Consider the following 12,166-nt stretch of genomic DNA (forward strand, 5'->3'; position numbering starts at 1 on the left):
TGAGGACTTATCTCGTGTCCAACGTCGTTGCCGATCATCTTGTTTTGCTCGACCACCTGCGCAGTATCCTGGTCGCCGTAGGTGACGCCGAACAGGTTCCCGAAGAAAGCCATGCCTTGTTCCTGGAGCGCTTCGACGAACTGCTGGCGTCATTGCCGATCGATCCGATCGAAAGCCAATACCTGGGCCAGGACATCCTGACTCAAGTGATTACCCGTTACCCGCAAATTGCCCACTTGATCCCGCGGGATCTGCTGTGGTTCTTCGCCGGCGACTGCCTGCACTACCTGGCCGATGAAGAAATCGACATGTATCAGGCGCTGGAAGAACGTCGCTTTGAAGCTGAACAGAACGATGAGCCGTTCGACTGGAACCAGGAAAAGCAGCTGTTGGCGATGTCCGCTCAGGACAGCAAGCACTGATACTCATTGAGTAATGAAAAGGCCCGCATGACTATTCATGCGGGCCTTTTTTTGATCTTCAGCTTTTAAAGCAATCCCTCGCTCTCCGGCAGCTCGTAGGCCATCGCTGCATTACTGGTATTGCCTGGCTTTCCCGGTTTGCTCAAGGTCGGCTCTTTGTCCAGACACTCCACCAGATAATCGATAAACACCCGCAGTTTTGGCGGCAAGTAGCGCGTAGGCGAATGCAGCAGCCACAGACCACCGTGGTAGGAAGCCAGGAACGTCCAGTCCGGCAGCACCTGCACCACCAACTTTTGCTCCAGCGCATAACGCGCAGTGAAATACGGCAGGCTGCCAATGCCGATGTGCTGTAACACCGCCCCCAGGCGCACGCCGGTGTGGTTGGCGGCATATCGACCACGCACACCAACCGTCACCGCTTTGCTGCCTTTCTTGAATTTCCAGCGCGCATCACTCGGGGTTTCGCCCAGATAAATGCAGCTGTGATTGAGCAAATCGTGAGGATGCGTCGGCGTGCCGTGTTCGGCCAGATATTGCGGAGTGGCGCAGAGCAAATGATCGATGGTCAGCAATTGCCGCCCGACCAACCCGGCTGGCGGCCGATCAGTAATTCGAATTGCCAGGTCGACATGGTCGTCAATCAGATCGACTTGCCTATCCTCCAGCAGCAACTCCACATCAACCTTGGGATAACGCCGCAAAAACTCGGGCATGTGTGGATGAATGACAAAACGCCCCACCGCCTTCGGCACGCTGACCCGCACCAGGCCCTCGGCTTCATGAGTGAATTGGCCGCTGATTTCCATCACTGACTTGGCAGCGCTGACCATCTCTTGACAGCGTTTGAACACCTCTTCCCCGCCATCACTCAGGCGCAACTTGCGCGTAGTGCGCTGCAACAAGCGAGTGGCCAAGGCCTTTTCCAGTCGCGAAATACTGCGACTGATCGCCGACGGCGACGAACCCAGTTGGCGAGCCGCTTCAGAAAAGCTGCCGGTCTCCACGACCTTGACGAAAATCGCCATTTCGCCGAGCAATGGCAAGGGAAGATTGATGCTCACAGCGCACAAGTCCTTTGATGTTTGAACGGATTATCACGTTATTGCACGATTCATATAATAAAAATAGAAACTTTAATAAGGGCATGGAATATGACGCTTCGCCTCTTTTTCCATAGTGATGACCTCAAGGCCAATGTGGAAGTCCTCGACTGCACGCCCTACGAGAACGAATTTGCCGTAGTGCTGCGCGCCACTCTGTTTCACCCGCAAGGTGGCGGCCAACCCTGCGACACCGGCTGGATTGGCGAAAGCCAGGTGCTGCGCGTCGTACAGGAACCGGACCAGATCATTCATTTTGTCGACCGACCGGTAAAACTCGGCATGACCTGTATCCGGGTCGATGAACAACGCCGCTGCTTCAACACGCGCATGCATTCGGCCGGGCACCTGATCGGGCATTTCGTCCAGGCCATGGGCTGGATGCCAATCAAGGCGCACCACTGGCCGGATGAGGGCCGGGTGCAATTCAAGCCGGGCGATGCGGCTCAAGAAGTTGATGCACAAACCGTTCAACACGGCATCGGCCAGTGGATCGAAGACGATCTGCCGCGCCTGACCTCGCTGCGCGAAGGCGCGCGGGAAATCGGTTTTGGTGAACTGCCGGCCTATGGCTGCGGTGGCACCCATGTACGCAGCCTGAAGGATCTGGGCACAGTCACGATCGCGTCCCTTTCGCAGAAGAAAGGCACGTTGTCCGTCCACTACAGCGTGGATTGAGCATTTCGGACGCTGCCCTGCGCAGCGTCCGGCGCCGGGGAACCGCATTCGCCGGTTCCATTGACTATCGATAGATGGACCTAAAAAATGATGCTAGACGTCGAGCGTCTCGATGAGACGTGCATAAAAAAACTGGCCAACGAAGAAGTCCTCGCCATCCGCGTCAAAGGCTTTTTGCCCGAGCCGTTGGCGATCCAGATTGGCGACAAGATTCTCGCTCCAGGCTTTGAGGGCTACATCAACGCACCGAGTATCGGCCGCATCGGCATGGCGTTTTACGAGGCAGAAAACCAACCGCTGCTGATCGAGGATTACTTCGAACGCGCCACCAGCAACATCGCTGAATTGCGTAATCGCTGTGCGCCCTATTCCTCGCCGGTCGACACCTTGCGCTGCATGCTCGACGAATCCTGGCCGGCCGGCGCCCATCTGGAAAACCTCTACGGTCGCAAGATGTATGTCGGCCTGTCGCGGGTGGTGAAGCCGGGCGTGTGCTTCCTTGCCCATCACGACATTTTCGCCAAGGACGCACCGGAGAGCTTTCAGGCCCGCAGCCTCGAAGCGCAATTTGCCTGCAACGTTTACTTGAACATGCCGACTGAGGGCGGCGCGTTGCAAATGTGGGACGACGACATTTCTCCCGATCAATTCGACGAAATGCGCGGCGACAGTTACGGCATCGACCCCGCACTGCTTGGCCCGCCGACCCTTGAAGTGCGGCCCGAGCCCGGCGATTTCATCATGTTCAATTCGCGCTGCATGCACTCGGTGACGCCAGGTGTGGCGGATCCGCGCTTGAGCCTTTCCTTCTTTGTCGGCTATCGCGGCAATGCTTCACCCCTGACCTTCTGGAGCTGAGATGTTATCGAATTACCTGGGCGAGTTTCTGGCGCTGGCCACCATTCACTTTTTGGCTGTGGTCGCTCCTGGCCCTGACTTCGCCGTGACCATTCGCCAGAGTGTGCGTTTTGGCCGAATTGTGGGTATTTGCACGGCGCTGGGCATCGGCGCGGGCATTTCCGTGCACGTGCTCTACACCCTGCTGGGCGTCGGCGCCTTGATGCATACAACGCCGTGGTTGTTGACTGTCGCCAAGGTGATTGGTGGCGCTTACATCTTGTACCTGGGTGTCAGCCTGCTGCGCAGCAAACCGAAATCGACACTTGAAGGGGATAAAAACAAAGACGAACCGATCGTCGAGCAAACCCTGTTCAAGGCCTTCAGTACCGGTTTTCTGACCAATGCCACCAACCCCAAAGCCACACTGTTTTTCCTGGCTATCTTCACCACGATCATCAGCGCCAATACGCCGCTGCAAATCCAGGCGCTCTATGGCTTGTGGATGTGTTTTGTAAACGCGTTGTGGTTCGTGATCGTTGCGCTGTTTTTCTCCAGCAACAAAGTGCGCTTGCTGTTCATGCGCATGGGCCATTGGTTCGAGCGCACCATGGGCGTCGTGCTGATTCTGTTTGCCGGTCGATTGATGATGTCCTGGTAATTTTCCCCACAAAGCAAAAGGCCCGCCGATTTTCATCGGCGGGCCTTTTTTTCAACTGACAGCCACGAACCTGAGCCGACTGCTATGGATGAAACGGGCAGGGAAAATACAAAAAACGCACAAACAAAAACGCCGCTCATGAATGAGCGGCGTTTTTGTGAAATTGGAGCGGGAAACGAGACTCGAACTCGCGACCCCGACCTTGGCAAGGTCGTGCTCTACCAACTGAGCTATTCCCGCAAATGGCGTCCCCTAGGGGACTCGAACCCCTGTTACCGCCGTGAAAGGGCGGTGTCCTAGGCCACTAGACGAAGGGGACACGCTACAACATTCACTCCCTACCGCGTTTCGCTGTGTGCTTTACGCTGTAAGTGGCGCGCATTCTATGGATGGATTGGGAGGTCGTCAACCCCCTGATATAAATTTATTTAAATCAATGACTTCGACCTGCTTTAAGGGCCCTCGCAAGCTTTTCCGTCGCTTGAGGTTTGACGCCTATATTCCGACACTCGCCAAGACGCTATAGTCCGCAACACAGTGATGGCAATTTGAACATTAAGCGCCAGCATTCATATAAGCAGTGCGCGGCCGATACAGATTGAACCAACCGATCCAACTCGTCGAGCGGCGCTAGGCGCACAAATGCCCAGCCACTACACTCGCATGCGAATCCTATAAAGAGGTCTTACCGGTGACACCACTCATGATCACCCTGCTTGTCATAGCCGGGATCGCAATTCTGATCGCCATTGGCTACATGAACCATGTGGTGGAAAACAACAAGGTAGAGAAGATCCGTACCAAGGTCGAACTCAACGACCGCCTGCGCCGCTGCGGCGAACTGACCGAGACCTTCCCCGGCCAGTTCATGACCCCGGCACTCAAGCTGCTGCTGACCCGACTGGAACTGAACGTCTGCCAGCGTCTGCTGAATCTGGAAAAAACCAGCGCTACAACCAAAGCACGCATCACCGAACTCAACGCGCTGGTGGCCCAGGGCGAATCGATCCCGGTCAACAATCCGCCGGCGCCGATCCTGACCGAAGCCAAAGCCAAAGATGTACGCTTCCTGCTCGAAGCCCTCCACGGCCAGATCACCCGCGCCGCGCACGACGGCTTCCTGCCGCCGAACGAAGCCAAACACTGGGTGCGTGAAGTCCGCCACATTCTGGTCCTGCTGCACATCGAGTTCTTCAACAACCTCGGCCAGCAGTCCCTGCAACAAAACCAGCCCGGCCAGGCCCGCCTCGCCTTCGAACGCGGCGTGCAATACCTGCGCAAACAGCAGGACCCGCAAATCTACTCCGAACAACTTCAATACCTGGAAAAACTGCTGGCCCGCGCCAACGCCCAGGTCATGGACAAAATTGCACCGGTTGAAGGCGAAGAAAACCAACTGACTGCAGGGCTCAAAGATGTTGAAGCCGATGCAGACTGGAAGAAGAAAGCGATCTACGACTGATCAAAGATGCTGAAAGAGAAGCCACCGAGAGGTGGCTTTTTTGTGGCTCTTGATTGGGGAAGACTGAAAGAGATGGGTTGTTTGATAAACCGCGTTCGCGAGCAGGCTCGCTCCTACAGTGAACTGCATGCCCCCTGCCAGAGACCGGTCGGCTGTAAGGCCGCCATCGCCAGCAGGCTGGCTCCTACAGTTTCAATTTGTGTGCGCCCCATGCGGCAAAGCCGCCCCACTCAACACAATGAGCGTTAGCTCGAGTGCAGCTTTTGATCTTAAAGCCCGTCGGAAGGCTGAGTGGAGGGATTGATCCGGGGGTGGGAGCGCAGCGAACGTTTGGCGAAGCCAAACACATCGAGAGGAGGTGCAGCGCAGCAAACCGGAGGCGATGCGCCCGGATCAATCCCGTAGCGAAGGAACCCGAGCCACAGCGAGGGCCGAACGTCAGGGTAAAGCCTTTTGGGTTACCTTTTCGGCGTTTGGAAAAGGTGACCCGCCGTAAGGGCGGAACCGTAATCCGCAACACCACAAAAAACGGATATTCACAAAAAACCATGAACCTGGTCGGCCCTAGGGCCGCCAAGGCTCAAAGCCGAAAATGCCCAACCATCCCCCGCAACTCCCCCCCCAACTGCGCCAGCTCAATACTCGAAGCCGCATTCCCGCGCATCGCAATCGAAGACTGATCCGCACTCGCGCGAATACTCGTCACACTGCGATTAATCTCCTCGGCCACCGAACTCTGCTCCTCGGCAGCCGCCGCAATCTGCTGATTCATCTGCTGAATCAACGAAACCGCCGCCGCAATACTCCCCAACGCACTTTCCGTCTGCAACGCATCACTCACCGCCAACTTCACCAACTCACCACTGCTCTGAATCTGCTGCACCGACGAATGCGCCGCTGAGCGCAACGCACTGACCAACCGCTCGATCTCCTCGGTCGATTGCTGCGTGCGTCTGGCCAGCGCACGAACCTCATCCGCCACCACCGCAAAGCCCCTGCCCTGCTCCCCTGCCCGCGCCGCCTCGATCGCCGCATTCAACGCCAACAGATTGGTCTGCTCTGCCACACTTTTGATCACCTCCAGCACCGTACCGATATTCTGGATTTCAGCACTGAGGCTCTCGATGCTGGAACTGGCCGACGTCGCCGAATCCGCCAGCTGTTCGATCCGTGCCATGCTCTGGCGCACCACCTGCTGACCGCTCTCGACCTTGTCGTCCGCAGTCTGCGCCGCCAACGCCGCCTCTTCAGCGTTGCGCGCAACATCGTGGACGGTGGCGGTCATCTGATTCATCGCCGTGGCCACCTGCTCGGTTTCCTCCTTCTGACTGCTGACCTCAAGATTGGTCTGTTCGGTCACTGCCGACAGTGATTGCGCAGAACTGGCCAGTTGCTCGATACCGGCCTGCAAGCCGCTGACAATAGTGCTGAGGCCTGCGCCCATCTGCTGCATCGCCAACATCAACTGGCCAATCTCGTCACGCCGGGTCACCTCGACAGTCGCGCTCAGATCCCCGGCCGCAATCCGCTGCGCAACAGTGATCACACTGCGTAACGGTGCGACGATCAGTCGAGTAATCACCCACGCCGCAATCAACCCGACCAGCAGTGCCAGCGCCGAAGAGCCCACAATCAACACCGAATTCTTTTTCAGTTCCGCCTGCATGGCTGCGTCTTCGGCAACGTAAGCCTGATCCACCCTTTTCACCACTTGCGCAGCACGCTGGTGCAATTGTTCGTACACCGTCTTTTCCTGATCCAGCAACCCGGTGTACTCGGCCAGTTTGTCGTTGAAGCCGGCGATATGCCCGGAGACCTCATTAAGCACCGTCAGATAACCCTCATCCTTGACCATGGATTTCAACTCTTCGGCTTGAGTCTGTGCCTGGGCGGCCTGTTCGATATTGCCCTTGCCCGCACTGTCGGTATCGCCCTTGCGGCTTTGATCCAGACGAATCCGCGCCTCATTCATCGCTTGCAGCATCAGCCTCGACACCTGACTGACCTGATTGGCCTGCTCGATGAACTGCGCACCGTCCTTACCCTCGCTGTCCTTCAAGGTATACGCACCGTCATCGGCCAACCCGGCCTGCAACACGTCGAGGTTGTTGGCCACACTGGAGACCGACCAACTGGCCATTTCCAAAGCCAGATCCTTGGCCTGGGTCAACGAGACGAACTCATCGAACGACTTGCGATAGGCCCCCAGCGATTGCTCGACATCGGTCATTACCGGCACGTTGGCCGGCGATTGCGCCTTGAGCGCGTTGGCCTGAGCCATCAAACCATCCACGCCTTCGCGCAAGGCATCGGCCGTTTTCGGGTTACCGCGCAAGGCGTATTCCTGCTCAAGCAGGCGAACCTTGAGCAGGCTGCTATTGAGCGAGGACATCTGTTTCAGCCCGTCGAAGCGCAGACTGATGGTTTGCAGGGACCAGACGCCAATGGCCGCCACCAGCGCGGTCAGCAGCAAAACCAGCACAAACCCGATACCCAGTTTTTTCGCCATACCGAGGTTGGCAAAACGTCCTTGCACGGCTGAAATCATTGCGCGTAGTCCCCTGCCAAAGTCTGTTGACGAAGAGTCGCAATGGCCATGAACCAGCACAAGTCTCTGGCGTCGGAATAATGGCAAAAAGCTACGCCTGCGTCGTTTTCAGAACACTTGAGGTCGATCCGAACGGGTATTGCGAAAAAACTGTCGGGCACGCGGATCGCAGGCGTAAGCCACGTTGATGCGCAGCCAATCGCCGGCCTCGCCATTGGGACTGAAGGCATCAGGGGTCGACAGCAATACGCCGCAACGTTGAGCCAGCTGATACACCTGTGCCTGATCGGTCATTCGTGAACGAGCCCAGATGAACAACCCGCCAGTCGGCTTGCCGAATACTTCCCAGTCGGCGTCCTCCAGCGCCTGCAGCGCGGCGGCGCGATCGGCATTCAGGCGCTGCCGCTGACGGTTTACGAGTTTGCGGTAAGCACCCGTCGCCAACAGACTGGTCAACACCGCCTCGCAAAACCTCGAGCCTCCCAGGCCACTGATCATCTTCACCTGAGCCAGCTGCTCAATCAGCTTACTGTCGGCCTTCACAAAACCGACCCGCAACGAACTACTCAGTGTCTTGGAAAAACTGCCCACATAGATGACACGCCCATCGTCATCCAGTGCGGCCAGACGCGCACCGTTACCCGTGTGCAAGTCAGCGTAGACATCGTCTTCGATCAGGCGCACATCGTAGAGTTTGCTCAGTTGCATGACCCGCTGAGCCACCGCCGGCGTCAGGCAACTGCCGGTGGGATTGTGATGATGGCTGTTGATGAAGAATGCGCCGGGCTGAAACTGTTGCAGCAAAACCTCGAGCGCCTCGAGATCCGGCCCGCTGGGCGTACGACGCACTTCGAGCATGCGCACGCCATGCAGGCGCAAAAGGTCGAACAGCGGCGCATAACCGGGCGTCTCGACCACCACGCAGTCGCCGGCCTTGAACAACGTACGGACGATCAGATCCAGCGCGTGGCTGGCACCACATGTGCTCAACAACTGCGTGCTGCGGGCCTCGATACTGAATAGCTTGAGGCGTTTGACAATCTGCTCGCGCAACGCCGCGAGGCCCAGTGGCGTGCTGTAGTTGAACAGACTGGCCATGTCGGTACGCGCCACTTCACGCAATGCGTAGCTGAGATCGTCGGGCTCGCGCCAGCTCTCCGGCAAACCACCACCACCGAGTTTCAATCCGCTTGTTGCGCCGCACACCGCATCGCACCAGGCATGTCGCCCCTCGATTGACAGCAACTCGTCCTCCGCGCCCTCCCTGGAAGGCGACGCTGCCACGATAAAACCAGCACCCTGACGCGTGCTCAGAACGCCCTGCGACACCAACCGCTCACAAGCCTCGACAACACACGACTGGCTGAGCAGATTGCCCCGGGCGATCTGCCGAACGGAAGGCAAACGGGTGGCCGGTGGTACTCCGCTTTGCAGTATCCAGTCAGTTAGTCCGTCAACAATCTGCTGCACGACCGGCACCATTGCCTGTCGATCAATTCTCAATTCCATGAGCAAGCAAACTCCTGTCCGTTTTGCTGGCGGCAGTAAATCACAGCCACGTCGCACAGGCTGTGCGACAACGCCGCCAAAAGCGACCGATCTAATCCTTTGATACACATTGTTTAGCCGTTTAAGGGAACTGAAAGCGGCGCAAAAAAAAGCCCGCACGAATGCGGGCTTTGTTCAGCAGCAACCTTTCAGAACGCGGTCACGCCGCCATCCACGGCCAGCGAATGTCCGGTGGTGAATGCCGCGCCGTCGCTGCACAGGTACAACACTGCACTGGCAATTTCCTCGACCTTGCCGATGCGGCCTACCGGGTGCATCGCGTTGGCGAACTCGCCCTTCTTCGGATCGGCCTCGTAGGCACGGCGGAACATGTCAGTGTCGATTACCGCCGGGCACACCGCATTGACGCGGATTTTCTTTTTCGCGTACTCGATGGCGGCCGACTTGGTCAGACCGATCACCGCGTGTTTCGACGCCGCGTAAATACTCATCTTCGGCGCCGCCCCGAGCCCCGCCACCGATGCGGTGTTGACGATCGCCCCGCCGCCCTGCGCCAGCAACAGCGGCAATTGATACTTCATGCACAGCCAGACGCCTTTGACGTTGACGCCCATGATGGCGTCGAACTCATCCATCGAGCTTTCGGCCAGTTTGCCTTTCTCGATTTCGATCCCGGCATTATTGAAGGCATAGTCGAGACGGCCGTAGGTATTGATCACCTCGTCCATCAGATTTTTTACTTCGCTTTCGACGGTAACGTTGCAACGCACGAAAGTCGCTTCGCCACCGGCTGTACGAATCAGCGCAACCGTGCCCTCGCCCCCGGCCGCGTCCAGATCGGCCACCACCACTTTCAAGCCTTCGGCGGCGAATGCCTGGGCGGTTGCTCGGCCGATGCCGTTGGCGGCTCCGGTGACTACAGCAACCTGACCGGAAAACGTCATGCTCATTGTTATGTCCTCGAAGGGAATGATGCAGGGAGAGAGTTTGAGATTTGCAGCATAGCCATTGGGCGTGGACGGGCGTCAGCACTATCAGAAGGCTGTTTATGCCCCCATGCGCCGCAGTGATAGAACCCCACCAATAACTATCACTGCACTGGATTGGAATGCATTCGCCGCATCAGCCAACCTTGCGACATCGCCGCTGAAGGTCTATCAACAAGGCTTCATTCAGCTCGAGTGCCTGCCATGACCAACCAGACCAATCGCCAGTTCCTGCTCGCCAAACGCCCGGTGGGCGCAGCGACTCGCGAGACTTTCACTTATCAGGAAGTACCGGTGGGCGAACCGGCGGCGGGACAGATACTGGTGAAGAACGAATACCTGTCCCTCGACCCGGCCATGCGTGGCTGGATGAATGAAGGCAAGTCCTATATCCCGCCGGTCGGCATCGGTGAAGTCATGCGCGCCTTGGGCGTCGGCAAAGTCATCGCTTCGAACAATCCGGGGTTCGCGGTCGGGGACTACGTCAACGGCGCGATCGGCGTGCAGGATTATTTCCTCGGCGAGCCGCGAGGTTTCTACAAGGTCGATCCGAAACTGGCGCCGTTGCCGGTGTATTTGTCCGCGCTGGGCATGACCGGCATGACCGCGTACTTCGCCTTACTCGACGTCGGTGCACCGAAGGCTGGTGACACCGTGGTGCTTTCCGGCGCGGCCGGTGCGGTGGGCAGCATTGCCGGGCAGATCGCCAAGATCAAAGGCTGCCGGGTGATCGGCATTGCCGGCGGTGCCGACAAGAGCAAATACCTGATAGATGAACTGGGCTTTGACGGCGCCATCGACTACAAAAACGAAGACGTGCTGGCCGGGCTCAAGCGTGAATGTCCGAAAGGTGTGGACGTGTATTTCGATAACGTCGGCGGCGACATTCTCGATGCGGTGCTGAGTCGCCTGGCCCCGAAAGCGCGGGTGGTGATCTGCGGCGCCATCAGCCAGTACAACAATAAAGAGGCGGTAAAAGGCCCGGCCAACTATTTGTCGTTGTTGGTCAATCGTGCGCGCATGGAAGGTTTTGTGGTGATGGACTATGCGGCGCAGTACGCGAGTGCCGCGCAGGAAATGGCCGGGTGGATGGCCAAGGGGCAGCTCAAGAGCAAGGAAGACATCGTCGAAGGACTGGAGACATTCCCGGAGACGCTGATGAAACTGTTCAGCGGTGAGAACTTTGGCAAGTTGGTGTTGAAGGTTTAACTCACAACCACTGTAGGAGCTGCCGAAGGCTGCGATCTTTTGGCGATACCGGCCTATTCAAAAAACACGGGCAAGATCAAAAGATCGCAGGCTGCGCCAGCTCCTACAGGGTTTTGCGTTCGGGCTTTCAGGCGATTTCGGCCACTACGGAGGCCAACGCCTTGGCCGGATCCGCCGCCTGGCTGATCGGGCGGCCGATCACCAGGTAATCGGAACCGGCATCCAGCGCCTGACGCGGGGTCAGAATGCGACGCTGGTCGTCCTGCGCGCTGCCCGCCGGACGAATCCCCGGGGTCACCAGTTGCAGCGACGGATGTGCGGTTTTCAGGGCCTGGGCTTCCAGTGCCGAGCACACCAGTCCGTCCATCCCGGCCTTCTCGGCCAGTGCCGCCAGACGCAATACCTGCTCCTGCGGTTCGATATCCAGACCGATACCGGCCAGATCCTCGCGCTCCATGCTGGTCAGCACCGTCACGCCGATCAGCAGCGGTTGTGGGCCACTGCGCTTGTCCAGCTCTTCACGGCAGGCTGCCATCATGCGCATGCCACCGGAGCAATGCACGTTGACCATCCACACACCCATCTCGGCAGCGGCTTTGACGGCCATCGCAGTGGTGTTCGGGATGTCGTGGAATTTCAGGTCAAGAAACACTTCAAAACCCTTGTCACGCAGGGTGCCGACGATTTCCGCGGCGCAACTGGTGAACAGTTCCTTGCCCACTTTGACCCGGCACAGTTTCGGGTCCAACTG

General features: G+C 57.9%; 11 protein-coding genes, 2 tRNA genes and 1 pseudogene. 6 read left to right on the forward strand and 8 right to left on the reverse strand.

The window, feature by feature from the left end; all coding sequences use genetic code 11:
* Window positions 1-14 precede the first annotated feature (14 nt).
* On the forward strand, window positions 15-422 hold the full coding sequence (locus ACIOVB_RS18595) for a PA2817 family protein (RefSeq protein WP_401270156.1): 408 nt from the start codon (window positions 15-17) through the stop codon (window positions 420-422).
* Between the two features lie 65 nt (window positions 423-487).
* On the opposite strand, the gene ACIOVB_RS18600 is transcribed toward ACIOVB_RS18595, so the two are convergent.
* A complete protein-coding gene (locus tag ACIOVB_RS18600; protein ID WP_401270158.1) occupies window positions 488-1,486 on the reverse strand; it encodes a LysR substrate-binding domain-containing protein in 999 nt (332 codons plus the stop codon).
* Window positions 1,487-1,576: 90 nt separating this feature from the next.
* Here ACIOVB_RS18600 and ACIOVB_RS18605 point away from each other — a divergent pair, with 90 nt between their 5' ends.
* From ACIOVB_RS18605 to ACIOVB_RS18615, 3 genes are all read left to right on the forward strand, one after another.
* Window positions 1,577-2,203 carry an alanyl-tRNA editing protein gene (locus ACIOVB_RS18605; RefSeq protein ID WP_401270160.1) on the forward strand — a complete coding sequence of 209 codons (627 nt, stop codon included), beginning with the start codon at window positions 1,577-1,579 and terminating at the stop codon, window positions 2,201-2,203.
* Window positions 2,204-2,290: 87 nt separating this feature from the next.
* Entirely contained in the window at window positions 2,291-3,061 is a 771-nt protein-coding gene (locus ACIOVB_RS18610; protein WP_401270162.1) for a 2OG-Fe(II) oxygenase, read from the forward strand.
* Window position 3,062: 1 nt separating this feature from the next.
* Entirely contained in the window at window positions 3,063-3,701 is a 639-nt protein-coding gene (locus ACIOVB_RS18615; protein ID WP_401270164.1) for a LysE family translocator, read from the forward strand.
* Between the two features lie 164 nt (window positions 3,702-3,865).
* Here the strand turns inward: ACIOVB_RS18615 and ACIOVB_RS18620 are convergent.
* Both ACIOVB_RS18620 and ACIOVB_RS18625 read right to left on the reverse strand, forming a co-directional pair.
* Window positions 3,866-3,941: transfer RNA gene (locus tag ACIOVB_RS18620), tRNA-Gly, on the reverse strand.
* 3 nt (window positions 3,942-3,944) lie between these two features.
* Window positions 3,945-4,020: transfer RNA gene (locus ACIOVB_RS18625), tRNA-Glu, on the reverse strand.
* A 384-nt stretch (window positions 4,021-4,404) separates the two neighbouring features.
* Between ACIOVB_RS18625 and ACIOVB_RS18630 the strand changes: the two genes are divergently transcribed.
* Entirely contained in the window at window positions 4,405-5,163 is a 759-nt protein-coding gene (locus ACIOVB_RS18630; protein WP_187677823.1) for a hypothetical protein, read from the forward strand.
* Window positions 5,164-5,743: 580 nt separating this feature from the next.
* Here the strand turns inward: ACIOVB_RS18630 and ACIOVB_RS18635 are convergent.
* The 4 genes and pseudogenes from ACIOVB_RS18635 to ACIOVB_RS18650 all read right to left on the reverse strand — a co-directional run bounded on the left by ACIOVB_RS18635 (window position 5,744) and on the right by ACIOVB_RS18650 (window position 10,170).
* Window positions 5,744-6,625 carry a methyl-accepting chemotaxis protein gene (locus tag ACIOVB_RS18635; protein ID WP_401270200.1) on the reverse strand — a complete coding sequence of 294 codons (882 nt, stop codon included), beginning with the start codon at window positions 6,623-6,625 and terminating at the stop codon, window positions 5,744-5,746.
* Window positions 6,605-7,711 (reverse strand): annotated as a pseudogene (locus ACIOVB_RS18640) (HAMP domain-containing protein); the annotation flags it as partial. The gene ACIOVB_RS18635 and the pseudogene ACIOVB_RS18640, both read right to left, overlap by 21 nt.
* Before the next feature lie 108 nt (window positions 7,712-7,819).
* A complete protein-coding gene (locus ACIOVB_RS18645; protein ID WP_401270167.1) occupies window positions 7,820-9,220 on the reverse strand; it encodes a PLP-dependent aminotransferase family protein in 1,401 nt (466 codons plus the stop codon).
* A gap of 188 nt (window positions 9,221-9,408) precedes the next feature.
* Window positions 9,409-10,170: an SDR family oxidoreductase gene (locus ACIOVB_RS18650; RefSeq protein ID WP_401270170.1), complete on the reverse strand. Its 762-nt coding sequence runs from the start codon at window positions 10,168-10,170 to the stop codon at window positions 9,409-9,411.
* A gap of 240 nt (window positions 10,171-10,410) precedes the next feature.
* Between ACIOVB_RS18650 and ACIOVB_RS18655 the strand changes: the two genes are divergently transcribed.
* The gene (locus tag ACIOVB_RS18655) at window positions 10,411-11,415 is read left to right on the forward strand and encodes an NADP-dependent oxidoreductase (RefSeq protein ID WP_187677827.1); all 1,005 of its coding nucleotides are present in this window, start codon (window positions 10,411-10,413) and stop codon (window positions 11,413-11,415) included.
* A 127-nt stretch (window positions 11,416-11,542) separates the two neighbouring features.
* Here the strand turns inward: ACIOVB_RS18655 and pyrF are convergent.
* A partial coding sequence (gene pyrF, locus ACIOVB_RS18660; protein ID WP_401270173.1) for an orotidine-5'-phosphate decarboxylase occupies window positions 11,543-12,166 on the reverse strand: 624 nt, incomplete at its 5' end.

Origin of the sequence: Pseudomonas sp. NPDC087639 (genome assembly GCF_044743385.1) — a bacterium.
In the GTDB taxonomy this organism is placed as follows: Bacteria; Pseudomonadota; Gammaproteobacteria; order Pseudomonadales; family Pseudomonadaceae; genus Aquipseudomonas.